Consider the following 18,972-nt stretch of genomic DNA (forward strand, 5'->3'; position numbering starts at 1 on the left):
AATAGTCGCTTTTTGATTTTAGTCTTATTTACAGATCGTTCCCTACCAAAACTATTTTAATTCTCACTGTTGAAGCAGGTTTTATCGGGGTTGTTGCTTGATAATCTGAACTTTGAACATCGATGGAAACACCACCTTTATATACCTCATAACTATAGGCATCTACATTATAAACAAAAGGTAGTGCGATGTAACTCGCTCCGCCATTATAGGAGATGTAAACCAAAGTTCCTTCATTATCAATGTGATATTGATCAATTTCCGGAACAGAAATATCTGCAGAGAATGTTTTTCCATCATTACTTAAAACCCATGCATTTGTTGATATATCTTTAACTACAGTTAAAATAGCATTGCTTGGTTGAACGATGGTTTCTTTTTTGCACGAAGCCAGACCTAGTGTGGCAATGCAAAGCATTAAGATGGTAAATTTTTTCATGTTGATTAGTTTTTATTTGTGTGTGATTTTGCTATTACAAATCTGCTGCCAAAAAATACAATACCCAATTTATGGATTAATTATTGTACAGCTAGCAACAGATACCCGTTATAAATTTGCATTATTTACAAAATATGAAGATCTTTTTTCGCCTCTTGCCCTGGTTAATCCTGTTGGTTGCCGCTTACTTTTTTATTTCCAAAAAGTTCAGTATCAATACGACAGTAGAAAGCAAACATCAGCTCTTGGTAGAGAAAATTGAGGCTATAGGTAAACTGGAGCTGGTCAGGTACCAGATCAGCGATGTTTTGGAACACAAAAATAAAACAGATTTTTTACCCGAAGCCAGTGTTTTATTGATCATAAAGGCCGAAGCGGTAGGTTGTATCGATCTCACTAAAATTGCCAAAGAAGATATTGGCATTGATGCCGACACTGCTGTAGTAAATTTACCACAGCCCGAAATCTGTTATGTAAAAATTGACCATAAAAACTCTCGTGTTTACGATACAAAAATGGCATTTTTCCGTGAGGCCAGTCTGGTAGATGAAGCATACAAAGCCGCCGAAAGACAAATTACTGCTGAAGTAAAAAAATCGAGCATTTTAGAGCAGACGAAAACAAATGCGACTACCGTGCTTAAGCCCATTATTGAAGGGTTGGGCTACAAGAATGTGAGGTTCACCTTTGAATAAGGTAAAAGGCGGAAGGTTTAGGGTTTAGGGTTGCACCCAACCTCGGACTTTCCGACTCCCGACCTCCGTCTTATTTCAAAAAATCTTCCCTATGCGGATTAAAAATATCAATCAATAATCCAGCTTCAAGGCAAATCACGCCGTGAAAGATGTTTGATGGTGCAAAAAAAACATCACCCTCGTTCAAGACCTTTTTATCATCACCCATACTTACTTCGAAACTGCCTTTTGCCACATAACTCATCTGTAAATGCGGGTGATTGTGAATGGTACCAATGGCGTCTTTCTCAAATGCTACTTTAACCAACATCAGGTTGTCATCGTAAGCCATGATTTTCCGTCTAACGCCAGCCCCTAAATCTTCCCAGCTGATATCATGATCAGAAATTAGGGTTCTATTGGTTAAATCTTTGAAATCCATTTTCATATTTTGCGTTAAAAAAATCGTCATCTCGACTGGAACGCAGTGGAATGGAGAGATCTATGCTCGATAGATTTAGCTTCGCTGAGCACTTACGTGGTTCTCAACTTCGTTGCACTCCGCTCGAAATGACGGAAATATCTATACGGTAAAACATTAAACCAAATATTCAAACAAAGTCTGATCCTGATTTAGCTCGATAATTTCGAATTTAAAATCTTTCATACGCTGTAATAAACTGGCATAATCGTTTTTGTTCGAAAGCTCAATGCCCACCAACGCCGGACCATTTTCCCTGTTGGTTTTTTTAATAAACTCGAAACGGGTAATATCATCCTGTGGTCCTAAAACTTCATTCACAAATAATTTTAAAGCACCTGGTCTTTGTGGGAAACGAACAATAAAGTAATGTTTTAAACCCTCGAAAAGTAAAGACTTCTCTTTAATCTCCTGCATCCGTTCTATATCGTTGTTTCCGCCACTAACCACACAAACCACCGTCTTGCCCGCAATCTGGTCTTTAAGCTGATCTAATGCGGCGATAGATAGTGCGCCGGCAGGTTCTACCACAATGGCATCCTCATTATATAGTTTCAGAATGGTAGTACAGATTTTTCCTTCAGGGATTAAATGCATCTGATCCAGCAGTTCCTTACAATATTCGTAAGTGATATGGCCAATCCTTTTTACAGCTGCCCCATCCACAAAACGGTCTATCTCATCTAAAGTATAAGGGCCACCATGTTCCATGGCTGTAACCATCGATGGTGCACCCAGTGGCTCAACACCTACCAATTTTACATCGGGTTTTACAGTTTTCAGGTAAGCACTCACGCCCGAGGCCAGACCGCCACCGCCAACAGGCATTACTACCATATCTAAATCTGGCAGATCTTCAAAAATTTCTACGCCTACAGTAGCTTGACCTTCAATTACTTTTTCATCATCGAAAGGCGGAATAAAAGTAGCCGATTTTTCGGCGCTATAAGCCAAGGCTTCTTTTAAACAATCGTCAAAAGTATCGCCAACCAAAACTACTTCCACGTTTTCGCCACCGAACATATAAGTCTGCTTTACTTTTTGTTTAGGGGTAATTTCCGGCATAAATATTACACCTTTAATACCTAATTTTTTGCAAGAGTAAGCCACACCCTGCGCATGGTTTCCGGCACTTGCACAAACCACTCCATTCACTAACAATTCCTGAGGCAGCGAACTGATTTTATTGTAAGCACCACGCAGTTTGTAAGAGCGTACAATCTGCAGATCTTCTCTTTTTAAATAAATATTGGCATTGTAGTGAGAAGAAAGTCCGGCATTAAACTCAAGTGGGGTACGTTTTACCACGCTTTTGAGCCTTTCTGATGCAGATTTAAAATCTAATGTATGTGGTGTTGTCGTGTTCATTTTTATAGTATCAAGTATAGAGAATTGAGTATTAAGACTAATATTCTCTTATTTTTTGCAAAGCAGGCTCCGGTATTCCATCGGTTGCAGCAGTCCTGCTTTACATTTTATTTCGCTGCGCTACATGTTCATTCCAATCAGGTTTAGAGAGGCAAGGTCTGTGTTTTAAACATAAACCCTTTCCCGGCCTCTAATGCAGAAGCAATGCATCTTGGTTCTCAGTTTTAGTCTTTGGACTTTCTGCTTTCACCTTAACTACGCTAAGTGCAGCGCAACCAGTTGGTTCAGATCAGTATCGTTAATGCCTTGTTTGCTATCGGCTAAAACCAAGAACTGTTTGTAAACAATATCCAAGTGTTCTTTTTCTAATTTATGACCTAAACGCTCTAAATGGTGTTTTAAGGCATGGCGACCGCTTCTCGCTGTCAAAACAATGGTTGCATCAGGAAAACCGACATCTTCCGGTTTAATAATTTCGTAGTTTTCGCGGTTTTTTAAGAAACCATCCTGGTGGATGCCAGAACTGTGCGAAAAAGCATTGGCGCCAACAATAGCTTTGTTTGGCTGTACCGGCATATTCATCTGGTTTCTTACCGTATGGCTGATGTCATAAAACTGGGTAGCATCGATGCTGGTATTTAAACCCAATACTTTGTGTGTTTTTAGGATCATAACCACTTCTTCCATCGAGGTGTTACCTGCACGTTCGCCAATACCGTTAATGGTACATTCTACCTGGCGGGCACCGTTTTGTAAACCAGCAATCGAGTTGGCGGTAGCCAGGCCCAAATCGTTGTGGCAGTGAACCGAGATAATGGCATTATCGATGTTTTTTACATTTTCTTTTAAGAAAAGGATTTTTGAACCGTATTGGTCTGGCAGGCAATAACCATTGGTGTCGGGAATGTTTACCACGGTGGCTCCTGCAGCAATAACCGCTTCAACCATCTTTGCTAAAAACTCAATATCTGCACGGCCGGCATCTTCTGCGTAAAACTCAACATCTTCTACATATTTTTTAGCGTATTTTACGGCTTCAACCGCACGGGCTAAAATATCCTCGCGGGTGCTGTTAAATTTATGTTTGATGTGAAAATCAGATGAGCCGATCCCGGTGTGGATACGCGGTCTCTTGGCATGGCGTAAGGCATCTGCGGCAACATCGATATCATTTTTATTGGCACGTGTTAAGGCACAGATAACCGGATTGGTTACTGCTTTTGATAATTCGATTACGCTGTTAAAATCTCCGGGGCTGGATACTGGAAAACCTGCTTCAATCACATCAACACCTAAAAGCTCAAGTGATTTTGCGATTTCTATTTTTTGGTTTGTATCTAACTGGCAGCCTGGAACCTGCTCACCATCACGTAAGGTGGTGTCGAAAATATAAACTTTGTTAGGGTCGTGAATCATAATCTTTGGTTTAGGAGTTGATTAATTTTTGTGATAAGAATTTCAATACCAGTTTTCCCATTTCGGCGGTACCCAAAACTTTAAAACGGTTAGTGCTTTGGTCGGCAATATCATGGGTTCTAAAGCCTTCTTTTAATACCTGGTCGATCGTGTCAACCAATAATTTCGCTTCTTCCTTTAGTCCGAATCCAATTTCCAGCATCAGTGCTGCCGACAGGATAGAGGCTAGCGGATTGGCTACATCTTTACCGGCAATATCGTGGGCAGAACCATGGATCGGCTCAAAGAAACCAGTGCTTTCTCCAACTGAAGCCGAAGCCAGCATCCCCATCGAACCTGCAATCTGGGAAGCTTCGTCCGTTAAAATATCGCCAAATAAGTTGGCGGTTAATACCACATCGAACTTTTTCGGATTTTTGATCAGCTGCATGGCCGCATTATCGATAAACATGTGTTCTGTTTCTACGTCAGGATATTGTTTAGCAATTTCCTGAACGGTTTCGCGCCATAAGCGTGAGCTTTCAAGAACATTGGCTTTATCTACCGAACACAAACGTTTGTTACGTTGTTGTGCAGCCTGATAAGCTTTATGGGCGATGCGTTCTACTTCATAGCGGTGATAAATCATCAGGTCTGAAGCGGTGTTCCGGTCTTCTGAACGTGTTTTCTCACCAAAATAAACGTCACCTGTTAACTCACGGAAAAACAGAATATCGGTTCCCCTTAAAATTTCGGGTTTAATGCTCGATGCCTGAAGAAGTTCATCAAATAGTAATATTGGGCGGAGATTGGCAAATAATCCCAGTTCTTTACGGATTTTTAAAAGTCCTTGTTCTGGTCTGACTTTTAAACTTGGATCGTTGTCATATTTGGCATGCCCAATTGCACCAAAAAGGATCGCATCGCTTTGCCTTGCTTTTTCCAAAGTTTCGTCTGGCAGGGGTTCGCCGGTAACTTCAATCGCCGCATGGCCCATTAAAGCTTCTTCGAAGTTAAATTCATGCCCAAAAATTTCGGCAATTTTTTCTAATGCTGCTTTTCCCCAAGTCGTGACCTCAGGGCCGATACCATCTCCAGGTATTACTAAAATGTTCTTCTTCATTATTGACTCCTCTTTTGCCTTTGCAGTTTGCTTATCGGTTGCCCGGAGGCACGCAAACTACAGAAATTTCGTCTCCGTGTTCACCGTGTTTCCGTGGCTAAGCTTGCATCAGCTTAATATTTCTGTATTTAAACTTTCGACGACTTTCACCTCGCCTTTTTCTAACAATATTCTTTTTTCTATGCAGGTTGGCAGCTGCGATTCAAAATGGCCGACGTAAATTAAGGTCATCCCATTGCTGCACAATTCATCAACCAATTGGTTAAAATATTTGGTCTGCTGTTGGTCTAAGCCCTGGCAGGGTTCATCCAGAATTAGCAGTTCCGGGTTTTTTATAATGGTACGCGCTAACAGTACCAATCGCTGTTTACCAAGTGGAAGCGTGCTTAGCAATTCATTTTTATTTTCAGTCAGGCCAAAATAAGCCAGGAGTTCATCAACCTGTGTACTTTTGGTATATGGCAAATGTTGAAATAAACCAACAGTGTCGTAAAAACCAGAGGCGACGCTTTGCCAAACGGTAGCCGTAGGATCGAAATACCAATGGAATTCGGGAGATATTAAACCGATATGCTGTTTAATGTCCCAAATACTTTCGCCGCTTCCGCGTCGGTTGCCGAATAAATAAAGTTCATTGGCGTAAGACTGTGGGTGATCGCCATTGATCAGACTTAATAAGGTTGATTTTCCTGAACCATTGTGGCCTTGTAGAAGCCATTTTTCTCCTGCTTTGATTTCCCAGTTAACGTTTTTTAATACCTGTTTTTCGCCATAGCTGATGTTTACATTCACCATTTTCACCATATCGCTGGTGCTGTAAAGGGGCGATTCTTTTAAAAAATCCGGTATTTCTCTTAAGCGGATTTCAGTAGTAGAACTTGCTAAAGCAGCTACTTTAACCAATTTTCCATCCGTTATTTCTGCAAATGACTGAACAGAGCCCGGCAATTCGGCATCATTACTAATTAATATTAATTGAACGCCTTCTTTAGCTACCTGATCCAATAAAACGTTCAGGTTTTTACGCGAAGCAGTATCCAAACCTGTGTAAGGTTGATCGATAATCAACAGCTGTGGTTTTAACCAAAGTGCTTTAACCAATTGCAGTTTTTTGTGTTCGCCGCTGGATAATTCAATTAGCTGTGAACCGGCAAATGTTGCAAAACCCAGCGCTTCTAAAATGGGTTCGACCTGATCCAAATGCAGCCCTTTTTCTTTACCATAATTCACCAGTTCTGCATGAACGGTTAAAGTATCATTAGCCTGTAAACTGGTATATCTTTGCTGATAATAAAAATTGGCTACACCTTCTAAATTTTTGAACTGGTACCAGCTGTCCACATAAAGTACTTCCTGAGGAAGTTTACGTTGCCCGTCAAAATTAATTTCTATGTTTCCCTGATAGGGAACCAGGCCGGCAATGGCTTTTGCCAAAGCTGTTTTTCCGGTCCCGCTTTCGCCTCCGATTGCATAGCTTTCACCAATATTCATTTCCCAATACAAATCCTTTAGCACCGCTTTGTTGCGGTAGCCTAAATTTAAATCATGTATGTAAACGAATGGCTTATCCATTATCGGGCTTGTTCAAATTCTTCAATTAATTGTTTTTGGTTTAAGATGAAATCAATATCATCGTAGCCATTTATAAGGCATGATTTTTTGTAAGGATTGATATCGAAAGATTCTTTTTCACCAGTTTCTACAATGGTAACGGTTTGATTTTCCAGATCAACTTCCAAAGCCGATTTTGGATTGCTATCCACCGCCTGAAAAATTTGCGCCAAGAAATCATCGCTTACCTGGATAGGTAATAATCCGTTGTTCAGAGCATTGCCTTTAAAAATATCAGCAAAAAAGCTGCTGATGACGGCATCAAAGCCTGCATCCTGAATAGCCCATGCGGCGTGCTCACGACTACTGCCGCAACCAAAGTTTTTTCCTGCAACTAAAACTTTTCCGCCATAGGTAGGATTGTTCATTACAAATTCTGGTTTTGGGGCATTGTCACCATTATAACGCCAATCGCGGAACAGGTTTTCACCGAAACCTTCGCGGGTAGTCGCTTTTAGAAACCTTGCAGGGATAATCTGGTCGGTATCAATGTTTTCTATATTTAAAGGCACTACTGCCGATGTTAATTTTGTGAATTTTTTCATGTCAATTAGTATCAAGTAGGGAGTATTAAGTAGCGAGACTTAAATTCCGCTTTTATCTTTTATCTTAAGCCTTTTGCTTAATGGTAGTAATTTTATAACTCATGTGTTTACTTTCCACCTTAAGCCTTACTACCTTCTACCTTGGTAAAGTGTTCAACTGTTGGAAAAGGATCGTAAAAGTGATGTAGTAACTTTTTCCAATCCTGGTAGGCTGCCGATCCCCTGAAACCGTCGGTATGTGCCTCCAGCGTTTTCCAGTTTACCAGCAGGATATATTTATTTTCTACCTCCATACATTTCTGAAGTTGGTGTGAAATGTAACCCTCCATTGAGGAAATGATTTTTTGTGCTTCACTAAAAGCCTTTTCAAAATCAGCCGATAACCCGGCTTTTACATTTAATATGGCAACTTCTAAAACCATAATTTAATTTTTTTGCCATTGCTACAGCATTAAGATTGCCTGCCAGCAGCCGGCAGGCTTCGTGCCTCGCAATGACGATTTTTACTATGGGTTTTTAGCCTTAAACCCTCAGCCTTTTTAACCTTCTACCTCTTCAAGCATTTCCCTTACATCGGTAATTTTTCCGGTTACGGCTGCAGCTGCAGCTGTAAGCGGACTGGCTAATAAAGTACGTGCATTTTGCCCTTGTCTACCTTCAAAATTTCTGTTTGATGTAGATACACAGTATTTACCTGCCGGTATTTTATCTTCGTTCATACCTAAGCAGGCACTGCATCCAGGTTCGCGCAATTGGAAGCCAGCGGCTTCGAAAATCTTATCCAAACCTTCGTTTTTAGCCTGTTGCTCTACCTGTTTAGATCCTGGAACAATCCAAACGTTAACATTATCTGCTTTGCGTTTATCTTTAACAAATTGGGCAACTTCACGTAAATCTTCTATGCGGGAGTTGGTACAGCTTCCGATGAAAACATAATCAACAGGTTTTCCGATCAATGATGAATCGTCGTCAAAACCCATATAATCCAATGCTTTTTTGTAAGATACTTTTTCGGTTTCCGGTTGCGCTGCGGTTGCCGGAATATGCTCCTGGATACCCATTCCCATACCTGGGTTGGTACCATAAGTAATCATCGGGGCAATATCTGCAGCGTTGAAAGTTAACAAGCTATCAAATTTTGCATCAGCATCGCTGTACAAAGTTTTCCAATAGGCTAAAGCTTTATCCCACTCTTCGCCAGCAGGAGCAAATTCCCTTCCTTTAATGTAATCGAAAGTGGTTTGGTCTGGTGCAATTAATCCACCACGTGCGCCCATTTCGATACTCATATTACAGATGGTCATGCGGGCTTCCATGCTTAACGATTCGATTGCCGAACCTGCATATTCGATGAAATAACCGGTGCCACCAGCAGCAGAAATCTGTGCAATGATGTATAGAATAATGTCTTTTGCGCCAACACCTTTTCCAAGTTCGCCATTTACCTCAATTTTCATGGTTTTTGGTTTCGATTGCAATAAACATTGCGTTGCGAAAACCTGCTCTACCTGCGAGGTGCCGATACCGAAAGCAATGGCACCGAAAGCACCGTGAGTAGAAGTATGACTATCGCCACAAACCATGGTTTTGCCTGGTAAAGTAATGCCTAATTCAGGACCGATAACGTGCACAATTCCCTGAAAAGGGTGGCCTAATCCATATAGTTCTATCCCGAATTCTGCACAGTTTTTAGTGAGCATATCTACCTGATAGCGCGAAAGCTCTTCTTTAATTGGCAGTAATTGATTTAACGTAGGCACGTTATGATCGGCAGTGGCTACCGTCTGTTTCGGACGGAAAACAGGTAAACCTCTTTTGCGCAAGCCATCAAATGCCTGCGGAGAGGTTACCTCATGTATTAAGTGTGTATCAATGTATAAAATATCGGGAAATCCTTCTTCACTTTTTACAACGTGAGCATCCCAAATTTTTTCTACTAATGTTTTTGACATTTTACCCCCTATCCCCCTAAAAGGAGGAATTTAAAGTTTATAAATATATTTTCTAACCATCCAAAAGCCCCCATTAGGGGATTGGGGGTTATGCAGTTTTAATCGCTTTCATAGCGGTCATGGCTTTACGTAAGGTAGCACCAATTTGCTCAACCTGATGAGAACGGATCGCTTCGTTTACCTCAATTAGTTGTCTGTTATCAACAGCGCCATCTTTACCTTCATTAAAGTTTTTACCAACTAAATCAGTATCAACTTTTTTCATGAAATCAGCTAATAATGGTTTGCAGGCTTGATCGAAAAGATAACATCCGTATTCTGCAGTATCAGAAATAACACGGTTCATTTCAAACAATTTTTTACGCGCAATGGTGTTGGCAATAAGAGGTGTTTCGTGTAATGATTCGTAGTATGCCGATTCTGGTTTGATACCTGCCTGTACCATGGTTTCGAAAGCCAGTTCAACGCCGGCACGCACAAAAGCAACCATTAAAGTATAGTTGTCAAAATATTCCTGCTCACCGATTTTAACATCGCCAGCCGGGGTTTTTTCGAATGCAGTTTCACCCGTTTCAGCTCTCCATTTTAACAGGTTTTTGTCGCCATTTGCCCAATCTTCCATCATCGTACGGCTAAATTCGCCGCTCATGATATCATCCTGGTGTTTCTGAAACAATGGACGCATAATGTCTTTCAGTTCTTCTGAAATTTCGAAGGCTTTGATTTTAGCGACATTGCTTAATCTGTCCATCATTGCCGTAATACCACCTTGTTTTAAGGCCTCAGTAATGACTTCGACACCGTATTGAACCAATTTAGAAGCATAACCTGCATCAATTCCCTTTTCTACCATTTTATCGAATGATAAGATAGAACCCGTTTGTAATAAACCGCAAAGGATGGTTTGCTCACCCATTAAATCTGATTTTACCTCAGCTACAAAGGATGATCTTAGAACTCCAGCTCTGTGGCCGCCGGTACCAACACAGTATGCTTTAGCCTGCGCCAGCCCCTTACCTTGAGGATCGTTTTCAGGGTGAACCGCGATTAAAGTAGGAACACCAAAACCACGAACATATTCTGCCCTAACCTCACTGCCCGGGCATTTAGGTGCAACCATAATCACCGTTAAATCTTTACGGATCTGCATACCTTCTTCAACGATATTGAAACCATGAGAATATAGCAAAGTAGCACCTTCTTTCATTAAAGGCATAATTGCATTCACCACTGCTGTATGCTGTTTATCTGGGGTAAGGTTGATCACCACATCTGCATTTGGAATCAATTCTTCGTAAGTGCCAACTGTGAAATTATTTTCAGTTGCATTTTTCCAAGAATCGCGTTTGCCTTCAATTGCTTCCTTACGTAAAGTGTAGCTTACATCTAAACCACTATCTCTTAAATTTAAACCTTGGTTTAAGCCTTGAGCGCCGCAACCTACAATTACCAGTTTTTTGCCTTTTAATGCGCTAACGCCATCTAAAAATTCAGCACTGTCCATGAAGTCGCAAACACCTAATTGGTTTAGTTTTTCTCTAAGAGGTAATGTGTTAAAATAATTTGCCATTGTTTTTTATTGGTTAATTTCTATTTAATTATCGTTTATATATTCTTTTTTTCTTTCGGTATTAATTACCCTGATTTAGTGACTTTACCGATTTTTATTTCTGTTGTCAAGCTGAGGGTAGTTGAAGCATCTTTCTGTTTTACAATTGTTTCTTCAACGCTGCGGCATAGCCAAAATGCACGTTATCATGTCCGATAGTGGTAATCAGTACCTCTTCAATACTATTCAGCTGCACACCGTAGGTTGACGTCGAAAAAGGGGTGATGTTTGCAAATGTTCCTTTTGCATAATCTTCTTTTATCTTTTCGATGCTTTCCAGGGCAATCTTCTTCAGCTCTGCAACTTCCGCTTCCGATACCGTGTAAGTTGGTTTTGTATCTTTCTTGTAAACCTCGTTAAACTTTACGCTACTTGCATCGGGCCAGATCCCGGTACGAAAATAACACAAGGTCTGGGTGCTTACAACAATGTGTCCAAAGTTCCAGATGACGTTGTTGTTATAACCATCCGGAATTTTATTCAGCTGTTCGATCGTTAAGCTATCAACCAACTTAATAAATGCCGTTCTTGAGTTAACGATAAATTCAAATATCTGATCCATTCTGCTTCTATTTTTCTGCTTCAGTTAAAGTTTGGTTAAAAGTTATTTTGTTGTAAAACGGATCGTTTACGGTTACCGCCCAGGTTCCGTAAAATGTTTTTTCCAATCCGGGGCGGTTGTATTTATATTTTTTATCAATAATGTTGTTATGAAATTCTTTCAGCCCTGTACAATCTACAAAAACACTTGCACCCGGAGAACAGTCGCCATGATGCTGGGTTAGATGTAATTCGATACCGTTGAGTGAAATCTGCATATAAACTGGTGCATTTTCTTCGAAAGTATGTTCCCAGTCTATTTTAAAGCCAAGCCAGTCCACATAAAACTCGATGGCTTTATCGTAATCAAATATTCTGAGCACTGGTATGGCTTTATTACATTTCATGTTTTTAGTTTAACCGCAAAGGGCGAAAAGTTCTTTCGCAAAGGTCAAAGTATTTTACTTTTACCTTCCGCCTTTCTACCCTCTACCTTAATACTACATGGTGAAAATTTTCTCTCCTTTATCAAGAAACTCATTTTCTACCAGTTCTTCCCCTGGTTCAAAGGCTTCGAATTCTTTTAACTTTTCATGGAAACCTGCGCTGTCTTTAATAATGGCAACTCTTGCTGAGCGAACAAATTCGATCAGTTCATAAGGTTCTAAAGCTTTCACCAACGCATCAGTTTCTTCGCGGTGACCGGTTACGGCGAAAACTGTATAGTCTTTTCGGATCACTACTGCACTGGCGCCGTATTGCCTCAATAAACGCTCAACAGTCACTTTTTCTGCAATTTCATCGGTAGAAACTTTGTAAAGTGCCAGTTCCTGCCAGATGATCTCATCGTTGGTATTAAAATAAACCTTTAACACTTCGATTTGCTTTTCAATCTGCCGAGCCAATTTCCGTACTACTTCGTAGCTTTCCTGAATCACGATGTTGAAACGGTGGATGCCATCAATTTCGGAAGGGGAGGTGTTGAGGCTTTCGATGTTTATTTTCCTTTTCGAGAAAATAATCGCAATCCTGTTTAATAAACCGATGCGGTTTTCGGCATAAACCGTGATGGTAAATTCCTGCTTACCGTCAAAATCAGCTTTTGTTGTTTTATATTCTAATGTATTTTCAGTACTCATGATTATTTCTTTTTACGTATTCGTCATTTCAGCCTTTTGGAGAAATCTGCTATTGAAAAAGATCTCTTCGTTTCGCTTCGCTACAGTCGAGATGACGATTAAAGCTAGCTTCAACTTCTGCCTTATTTCAATCTGATTTCGCTTACGCTCATTCCCTGCGGAACCATTGGGAAAACATTGTTTTCTCTGCCCACCATAACTTCAAGTAAGTAAGAACCCTCGTGGTTGATCATGGTTTCCAATGCTGCTTTAAGGTTTGCGCGTTCGTCAACTTTTGCTGCCTCGATGTAATAAGATTTAGCCAATGCTACAAAATCAGGGCTGGTGATGTTCACAAAAGAATAACGCTTATCATGAAATAATTGCTGCCATTGGCGAACCATTCCTAAGAAACGGTTATTCAGGATCAGTATTTTTACTGCAGCACCGAATTGCATAATGGTACCTAATTCCTGAGGAGTCATTTGAAAACCCCCGTCACCAATAATAGCAATAACCGTTTTTTCAGGAGCACCGTATTTAGCACCAATTGCCGCCGGTAAACCAAAACCCATGGTTCCTAACCCACCAGAAGTGATATTGCTGCGGCTATTGTTGAATGTTGCGTAACGGCAAGCTACCATCTGATGCTGGCCAACATCGGTAACAATTACGGCTTCACCACCACAGATTTCGTTGATGTTGCGTAATACTTCGCCCATGGTCATTTCTTCGCCAGCAGGATAAAGTTCCGGTGTAATCACCTGGTCTATTTCCTGTTGGTTGTATTGCCTGAATTTGGCAAGCCATTCTTCATGGTTATTTTCATTCACCAAATTGGTTAACAGGGGCAAAGTTTCCTTACAGTCGCCCCAAACACCTACTTCAGCTTTAACGTTTTTATCAATTTCAGCTGGATCGATATCCAAATGAACAATTTTAGCCTGCTTGGCATATTTATCCAGGCGGCCGGTTACGCGGTCATCAAAGCGCATACCGATGGCGATAATAACATCCGCTTCGTTGGTTAACACATTGGGGCCATAATTACCATGCATACCCAACATACCTACATTTAAAGGGTGAGCGGTTGGGATAGCGCTTTCGCCCATGATGGTCCAGGCCGAAGGGATACCCGTTTTTTCGATAAAGGCTTTAAATTCTTTTTCGGCCTTGCCTAAAATCACACCCTGACCAAACAATACGAAAGGTTTTTTAGCTGCATTAATCAGTTCGGCAGCCTGTTCAATATATTCAATCCTAACTTTCGGTTTTGGGCGATAACTGCGGATGTGGTTACATTTTACATACTCGGGGAACTCTTCAAGCTGTAACTGTGCATTTTTGGTGATGTCGATCAACACCGGACCTGGTCTGCCGCTTTTAGCAATGTAAAAAGCTTTGGCCAATACTTCCTGAATTTCTTTGGCATCGGTAATCTGATAGTTCCATTTGGTAACAGGTGTAGTGATGTTGATGACATCGGTTTCCTGGAAAGCATCTGTTCCCAATAAGTGTGCAAACACCTGACCTGTGATACATACTAAAGGTGTACTGTCAATCTGTGCATCAGCCAAACCTGTAACCAGGTTAGTTGCGCCTGGGCCGCTGGTGGCAAAACAAACACCCACTTTGCCGCTTGCGCGTGCAAAACCTTGTGCCGCGTGTATGCCACCCTGTTCATGGCGAACCAATATATGTTCTAATTTATCGGCATAATCATAAAGCGCATCATAAATGGGCATGATTGCGCCTCCCGGATAACCGAAAATGGTGGTAACACCTTCTTCAATTAATCCATTCAACAATACCTGAGAGCCTGTACCTTTAAATAAGGTAGTTGAGGTTTCTGCTTTCGTCTCGGTTTGTTGCATTGTTTCTTGTGCAGTTTCCATAGTTATGTTTTTGCGGTTCTACTATTCTTTAATTTTAAACCCTATTCTTTCTCTGTCTTTCCATTTGATCTGAGCAATTTTCTCATCAATCAGGTTTTCCATAGCGTCATAAAGTTCGTTCAGCTGAACATCATGTTCCCCAATCCGTTCTTTAATCTCTGTTAATTGTTCGTTAATGTTGCTTTGTTTCAGCAATATTTTACGGACATCAACGAAAGCCCTCATGACGGCGATGTTCATGTTAATGGCTTTATCGCTATTGACAACTCCACTTAACATAGCTACCCCTTGTTCTGTAAAGGCATAAGGTGTTACTCCCACATTTCTTTTATTTTGACTTACCATCAAAATTTTTGGTTAGCCATCAGCCTTTTCTAAAGATGCGGTCACAATTTGTGACCGGATACTTTCCCATTCAACTGGAGTGAGCCGAAACATAAAATCGTCCGGAAAACGCTTTATGTTACGTTTTACCGACTGATTAAGCGCTTTCGTTTCCACTTCATAAAGTGCTGCCAGATCGAAATCCAACATTACCCTTTCTCCCCGGATTTCATAAATCCTGTTCTGAATACTTTTAATTATTTGCATAATCTGTTTCTTTAGTAATCAATTAATCCAGGGATGATTTTTGATTTAATATTCGTCGGTTACGCAACCACTTGCTGCGTCTGAAACTGTTTTAGCATATTTATACAGTACACCTTTTGTAACTTTCAATTCTGGCTGTACATATTTTTTTCTACGTTCAGCAATTATCTCATCGCTCACCTGCAGGTTGATGATGTTATTTACCGCATCAATTAAAATCGGATCTTCATCTTCGACGAGGCCGATTAAACCACCTTTGTAAGATTCTGGTGTGATGTGGCCAACCACGAAACCATGCGTACCACCAGAGAAACGGCCATCGGTAATTAAAGCAACCGACTTGCCCAAACCGGCGCCGATAATGGCTGAGGTCGGTTTCAACATTTCCGGCATACCCGGAGCGCCAACCGGACCTGAATTCTTGATCACAATGACATCGCCAGGTTTTACGCGACCGCTCGAAATACCGGCAATTAAATCGTGCTCGCCATCAAAAACACGCGCCGGACCTTCAAATTTTTCGCCTTCTTTACCGCTGATCTTGGCTACTGACCCTTTTTCGGCCAGGTTTCCATAAAGAATCTGCAAGTGGCCTGTTGCTTTGATGGGTTCGCTTAATTTTTGAACGATTTTCTGGTCGTAATCCATAATCGATTTCACGTCAGCAAGATTTTCAGCTACTGTTTTGCCAGTTACGGTTAAACAATCGCCGTGGATCAGGCCTTCATTCAACAGATATTTCATTACTGCAGGTGTACCGCCATATTGATGCAAATCCTGCATCAGGTATGTTCCACTTGGTTTAAAATCCGAAAGTACTGGTGTTACATCGCTCATGCGTTGAAAGTCGTCTTGCGTTATTTCTATCCCAATTGCTTTACCTATGGCAATGAAATGCAGTACGGCATTGGTACTTCCTCCCAATATGATAATTAGACGGATGGCATTCTCGAATGCTTTTCTGGTCATGATATCTGATGGTTTGATATCTTTCTCCAGTAAAACCCTAATATATTTACCTGCATCTAAACATTCTTGTTTTTTCTCCGGGCTTATGGCCGGGTTTGAAGAAGAATAAGGTAAGCTCATGCCCAAAGCCTCAATTGCTGATGCCATGGTATTAGCGGTATACATCCCGCCACATGCGCCTGCACCGGGGCAGGTATGTTTGATAATACCCTGATAATCTTCCTCCGAAAGATTACCGCAGATTTTTTGTCCTAACGCTTCGAATGCCGAAACAATATTCAATTCTTCACCTTTATAATGGCCTGGGGCAATAGTTCCCCCATAAACCATAATAGATGGGCGATCTAAACGTGCCATGGCCATAATGGCGCCCGGCATATTTTTATCGCAGCCTGGTATAGCAATTACACCATCGTAATATTGGCCGCCGCAAATGGTTTCGATACTATCGGCAATTACATCGCGGCTAACCAACGAGTAGCGCATACCATCCGTACCGTTGCTCATTCCATCACTTACCCCAATGGTATTAAAAACCAAGCCCACTAAATCATTTTTCCAGACCCCTGCTTTGACCTCTTTTGCGAGGTCGTTTAAGTGCATGTTGCAGGTGTTACCATCATAGCCCATACTGGCAATACCAACCTGCGCTTTAGCCATATCAGCATCGGTTAAACCGATTCCATAAAGCATAGCCTGAGCAGCTGGTTGTGTTGGATCTTGTGTAAATGTTTTACTGTACTTGTTTAATTCGCTCATTGTTTAAAATGTATATTCTGGTTCTGTTAGTTATATTCTGTTGAGGCAAAAAAAAACCGCCTCTTTTAGGAGGCGGTTTCGATATGGGTATATTTTATATTATACGCAACGATTTCCACCTCTTTTTTTAGAAATGACAATAATAAGGTTGCTAATCATGTTTGTATTTTTATTCATGTCGGAGACTGAACTACAAACATACTAACTTGTTTAAAAATGCAAAGAACTATTTTACTGTATTTCTCTATTTCTTCACTGCGATTATAATTCCTGTTGCCCAAACTTGTTTGGTTAAATGTAAATCATCGCGTGATTCTAAATCTTTAATCAATTTATTTACTTTTTCCTGATGTCCGTCAGGCCAATTTTGTTGAGGTAACATGTCATCAATGATATAAAGACCACCTTGATTGAGCATGGTAATTGCTTCATCTAAAAGCAAATATTTCCCATGCCACGTATCTGCAAATATGTAATCGAATTTTTTGGTACCATTTTTTTTAAACCACTCTGCGCCATCGGTATTAATCAAGGTTAAACGGCTGTCGTGGCTTAGAAAACCGCTCGCAATCGCCAGGAATCTACCGTCATGATCTATTGATGTCAAAGTACTTTGTTCATCCATGCCATCCAATATCCAGGCTGTCGATAAACCTGTTCCGGTACCAAGTTCAAGAAAGCTGCCAGAAGGTTTAGATGTCGCGAGCGTTTTAAGCAAAGAACAGGTTAATACGTCAGAAGCCATATCAAACTCCGACGCCTTAGTGGCAGCATTTATTTGCTGATAGGCTCTTGGATAATTTTGATTGATTTCTTCCATCATCTGTTTTTTGAATTTTTTTTTATTAATTGGATTTTTTCTTTCGGTTGATGTTTCATGGTCTTTTGGTTCATGATCAACAGTAAACAGTAGATCCTAATATGTTATGAGCCACTTAACTATGAACTATCAACCTATTTTATATAATCACTTCGTAATTGACTTTTTCCAGCACCAGGTTTTTGTAGGCACGCTGTATGGTGTAGCCGATAGATTCTCTCCATAACGGACGATAAACAATATCATCAATAGAGGCAATGCCCGCTATCTCGGTTGCTGTTCCACATAAAAAAGCACTGTCGGCCTTTCTGAGGTCTTCTATGGTAAGTTTCTTCTCCACACATTCTATATCTAAAACAGTGCAAAGTTCTTTTACTGTTGCCCTTGTAATACCAGGTAAAATGTTTCCTAAAGATGGTGTATATAATTTGCCATCTTTTTCGAGGAAAATATTTGCTCCGGATGCTTCAGCAACAAAACCATGCATGTCTAAAAGTAAGGCTTCGTCGTAACCCTTGATGTTTGCTGCTGTAGTAGCTAAAATAGAGTTGACGTAGTTTCCACTCAGTTTTGCCTCCATCGGAACCGATTTTGGATTTGGTCTTTCGTAGTCGGAAACAGTTAATTTAAGCAATTTGTTGCCCGAATATGCATCCCATTCCCAGGCGCATATCAAAATCGAAACGCCAGTTGGTTCGTTTAATTTCATGTTTGGGTGGCAAAATACCAAAGGTCGGATATAAGCATCTTTCAGCTTGTTCAACTGAAGCAATTTATAAGTCGCAGCAATTAACTCCTGTTTATCCCAGGGAAACGGAATGTTTGCCAGCTGGCAAGAACGTTCTAAACGGTCGAAATGGGCTACAGCCTTGAAAATGCGGTTGCCATTGTGCGTTTTATAGGCTCTAATACCCTCGAAAGCAGCATAGCCGTAATGAAGCGATTGTCCGTAAAGGTCAGTGCTGCTATTTACCGCTTTTTCAAAAGCTCCGTCGAGGTAAATAATCGTATTAGAATTGTAGTATTTCATAATACTCTCTTTTTTATTATTTAAAAAAAGCGTCCTGTTGGAATCAGGACGCT

General features: G+C 40.7%; 20 protein-coding genes. 1 reads left to right on the plus strand and 19 read right to left on the minus strand.

Annotation, left to right across the window (positions count from 1 at the left end):
- Window positions 1-28: 28 nt before the first annotated feature.
- Window positions 29-439 (minus strand): hypothetical protein, encoded by a 411-nt coding sequence (locus tag QZ738_RS03470; protein WP_293784622.1) that lies wholly within the window; start codon window positions 437-439, stop codon window positions 29-31.
- Between the two features lie 134 nt (window positions 440-573).
- Here QZ738_RS03470 and QZ738_RS03475 point away from each other — a divergent pair, with 134 nt between their 5' ends.
- Window positions 574-1,134 (plus strand): DUF4230 domain-containing protein, encoded by a 561-nt coding sequence (locus QZ738_RS03475; RefSeq protein ID WP_293784625.1) that lies wholly within the window; start codon window positions 574-576, stop codon window positions 1,132-1,134.
- A 70-nt stretch (window positions 1,135-1,204) separates the two neighbouring features.
- On the opposite strand, the gene QZ738_RS03480 is transcribed toward QZ738_RS03475, so the two are convergent.
- The 18 genes from QZ738_RS03480 to ilvE all read right to left on the minus strand — a co-directional run bounded on the left by QZ738_RS03480 (window position 1,205) and on the right by ilvE (window position 18,919).
- Window positions 1,205-1,561 (minus strand): cupin domain-containing protein, encoded by a 357-nt coding sequence (locus tag QZ738_RS03480; RefSeq protein ID WP_367268557.1) that lies wholly within the window; start codon window positions 1,559-1,561, stop codon window positions 1,205-1,207.
- 150 nt (window positions 1,562-1,711) lie between these two features.
- The gene (ilvA, locus tag QZ738_RS03485; protein WP_293784628.1) at window positions 1,712-2,962 is read right to left on the minus strand and encodes a threonine ammonia-lyase IlvA; all 1,251 of its coding nucleotides are present in this window, start codon (window positions 2,960-2,962) and stop codon (window positions 1,712-1,714) included.
- Window positions 2,963-3,217: 255 nt separating this feature from the next.
- Window positions 3,218-4,378: a 2-isopropylmalate synthase gene (locus QZ738_RS03490; RefSeq protein ID WP_293784631.1), complete on the minus strand. Its 1,161-nt coding sequence runs from the start codon at window positions 4,376-4,378 to the stop codon at window positions 3,218-3,220.
- Window positions 4,379-4,388: 10 nt separating this feature from the next.
- On the minus strand, window positions 4,389-5,480 hold the full coding sequence (gene leuB / locus QZ738_RS03495) for a 3-isopropylmalate dehydrogenase (RefSeq protein WP_293784634.1): 1,092 nt from the start codon (window positions 5,478-5,480) through the stop codon (window positions 4,389-4,391).
- 108 nt (window positions 5,481-5,588) lie between these two features.
- The gene (locus QZ738_RS03500) at window positions 5,589-7,052 is read right to left on the minus strand and encodes an ATP-binding cassette domain-containing protein (RefSeq protein ID WP_293784637.1); all 1,464 of its coding nucleotides are present in this window, start codon (window positions 7,050-7,052) and stop codon (window positions 5,589-5,591) included.
- The gene (gene leuD, locus QZ738_RS03505) at window positions 7,052-7,636 is read right to left on the minus strand and encodes a 3-isopropylmalate dehydratase small subunit (RefSeq protein WP_293784640.1); all 585 of its coding nucleotides are present in this window, start codon (window positions 7,634-7,636) and stop codon (window positions 7,052-7,054) included. Before leuD ends, QZ738_RS03500 begins: the two co-directional genes overlap by 1 nt.
- Before the next feature lie 119 nt (window positions 7,637-7,755).
- Window positions 7,756-8,058, minus strand: a complete 303-nt coding sequence (locus tag QZ738_RS03510; protein ID WP_293784643.1) for an antibiotic biosynthesis monooxygenase — start codon at window positions 8,056-8,058, stop codon at window positions 7,756-7,758.
- 117 nt (window positions 8,059-8,175) lie between these two features.
- Window positions 8,176-9,588: a 3-isopropylmalate dehydratase large subunit gene (gene leuC / locus QZ738_RS03515; protein ID WP_293784646.1), complete on the minus strand. Its 1,413-nt coding sequence runs from the start codon at window positions 9,586-9,588 to the stop codon at window positions 8,176-8,178.
- Window positions 9,589-9,676: 88 nt separating this feature from the next.
- The gene (gene ilvC, locus QZ738_RS03520; RefSeq protein WP_293784649.1) at window positions 9,677-11,158 is read right to left on the minus strand and encodes a ketol-acid reductoisomerase; all 1,482 of its coding nucleotides are present in this window, start codon (window positions 11,156-11,158) and stop codon (window positions 9,677-9,679) included.
- A 139-nt stretch (window positions 11,159-11,297) separates the two neighbouring features.
- Window positions 11,298-11,759, minus strand: coding sequence for a DinB family protein (locus QZ738_RS03525; RefSeq protein ID WP_293784652.1), 462 nt, complete (start codon window positions 11,757-11,759; stop codon window positions 11,298-11,300).
- Between the two features lie 7 nt (window positions 11,760-11,766).
- Window positions 11,767-12,144: a glyoxalase superfamily protein gene (locus QZ738_RS03530; RefSeq protein WP_293784655.1), complete on the minus strand. Its 378-nt coding sequence runs from the start codon at window positions 12,142-12,144 to the stop codon at window positions 11,767-11,769.
- Between the two features lie 93 nt (window positions 12,145-12,237).
- Window positions 12,238-12,876 carry an acetolactate synthase small subunit gene (gene ilvN / locus QZ738_RS03535; RefSeq protein WP_293784658.1) on the minus strand — a complete coding sequence of 213 codons (639 nt, stop codon included), beginning with the start codon at window positions 12,874-12,876 and terminating at the stop codon, window positions 12,238-12,240.
- A 122-nt stretch (window positions 12,877-12,998) separates the two neighbouring features.
- Window positions 12,999-14,750 (minus strand): biosynthetic-type acetolactate synthase large subunit, encoded by a 1,752-nt coding sequence (gene ilvB, locus QZ738_RS03540; RefSeq protein ID WP_293784661.1) that lies wholly within the window; start codon window positions 14,748-14,750, stop codon window positions 12,999-13,001.
- A 21-nt stretch (window positions 14,751-14,771) separates the two neighbouring features.
- Entirely contained in the window at window positions 14,772-15,095 is a 324-nt protein-coding gene (locus tag QZ738_RS03545) for a hypothetical protein (protein WP_293784664.1), read from the minus strand.
- Window positions 15,096-15,107: 12 nt separating this feature from the next.
- Window positions 15,108-15,341 carry an ORF6N domain-containing protein gene (locus QZ738_RS03550; protein ID WP_293784667.1) on the minus strand — a complete coding sequence of 78 codons (234 nt, stop codon included), beginning with the start codon at window positions 15,339-15,341 and terminating at the stop codon, window positions 15,108-15,110.
- Window positions 15,342-15,386: 45 nt separating this feature from the next.
- The gene (gene ilvD, locus QZ738_RS03555) at window positions 15,387-17,069 is read right to left on the minus strand and encodes a dihydroxy-acid dehydratase (protein WP_293784670.1); all 1,683 of its coding nucleotides are present in this window, start codon (window positions 17,067-17,069) and stop codon (window positions 15,387-15,389) included.
- A 244-nt stretch (window positions 17,070-17,313) separates the two neighbouring features.
- The gene (locus tag QZ738_RS03560; RefSeq protein WP_367268558.1) at window positions 17,314-17,979 is read right to left on the minus strand and encodes an O-methyltransferase; all 666 of its coding nucleotides are present in this window, start codon (window positions 17,977-17,979) and stop codon (window positions 17,314-17,316) included.
- 49 nt (window positions 17,980-18,028) lie between these two features.
- Window positions 18,029-18,919 carry a branched-chain-amino-acid transaminase gene (gene ilvE, locus QZ738_RS03565; RefSeq protein ID WP_293784673.1) on the minus strand — a complete coding sequence of 297 codons (891 nt, stop codon included), beginning with the start codon at window positions 18,917-18,919 and terminating at the stop codon, window positions 18,029-18,031.
- Window positions 18,920-18,972: the final 53 nt, after the last annotated feature.

The sequence above is a fragment of the uncultured Pedobacter sp. genome (assembly GCF_913776295.1).
Taxonomy (GTDB): domain Bacteria; phylum Bacteroidota; class Bacteroidia; order Sphingobacteriales; family Sphingobacteriaceae; genus Pedobacter.

Coding starts and splice junctions, on each gene's coding strand:
- ilvC (WP_293784649.1), bottom strand. CDS start 11,158: ATGGCAAATTATTTTAACACATTACCTCTTAGAGAAAAACTAAACCAA.
- leuB (WP_293784634.1), bottom strand. CDS start 5,480: ATGAAGAAGAACATTTTAGTAATACCTGGAGATGGTATCGGCCCTGAG.
- QZ738_RS03530 (WP_293784655.1), bottom strand. CDS start 12,144: ATGAAATGTAATAAAGCCATACCAGTGCTCAGAATATTTGATTACGAT.
- QZ738_RS03490 (WP_293784631.1), bottom strand. CDS start 4,378: ATGATTCACGACCCTAACAAAGTTTATATTTTCGACACCACCTTACGT.
- ilvE (WP_293784673.1), bottom strand. CDS start 18,919: ATGAAATACTACAATTCTAATACGATTATTTACCTCGACGGAGCTTTT.
- ilvB (WP_293784661.1), bottom strand. CDS start 14,750: ATGGAAACTGCACAAGAAACAATGCAACAAACCGAGACGAAAGCAGAA.
- leuC (WP_293784646.1), bottom strand. CDS start 9,588: ATGTCAAAAACATTAGTAGAAAAAATTTGGGATGCTCACGTTGTAAAA.
- QZ738_RS03550 (WP_293784667.1), bottom strand. CDS start 15,341: ATGCAAATAATTAAAAGTATTCAGAACAGGATTTATGAAATCCGGGGA.
- ilvD (WP_293784670.1), bottom strand. CDS start 17,069: ATGAGCGAATTAAACAAGTACAGTAAAACATTTACACAAGATCCAACA.
- QZ738_RS03470 (WP_293784622.1), bottom strand. CDS start 439: ATGAAAAAATTTACCATCTTAATGCTTTGCATTGCCACACTAGGTCTG.
- QZ738_RS03480 (WP_367268557.1), bottom strand. CDS start 1,561: ATGAAAATGGATTTCAAAGATTTAACCAATAGAACCCTAATTTCTGAT.
- ilvN (WP_293784658.1), bottom strand. CDS start 12,876: ATGAGTACTGAAAATACATTAGAATATAAAACAACAAAAGCTGATTTT.
- leuD (WP_293784640.1), bottom strand. CDS start 7,636: ATGAAAAAATTCACAAAATTAACATCGGCAGTAGTGCCTTTAAATATA.
- ilvA (WP_293784628.1), bottom strand. CDS start 2,962: ATGAACACGACAACACCACATACATTAGATTTTAAATCTGCATCAGAA.
- QZ738_RS03475 (WP_293784625.1), top strand. CDS start 574: ATGAAGATCTTTTTTCGCCTCTTGCCCTGGTTAATCCTGTTGGTTGCC.
- QZ738_RS03525 (WP_293784652.1), bottom strand. CDS start 11,759: ATGGATCAGATATTTGAATTTATCGTTAACTCAAGAACGGCATTTATT.
- QZ738_RS03545 (WP_293784664.1), bottom strand. CDS start 15,095: ATGGTAAGTCAAAATAAAAGAAATGTGGGAGTAACACCTTATGCCTTT.
- QZ738_RS03510 (WP_293784643.1), bottom strand. CDS start 8,058: ATGGTTTTAGAAGTTGCCATATTAAATGTAAAAGCCGGGTTATCGGCT.
- QZ738_RS03500 (WP_293784637.1), bottom strand. CDS start 7,052: ATGGATAAGCCATTCGTTTACATACATGATTTAAATTTAGGCTACCGC.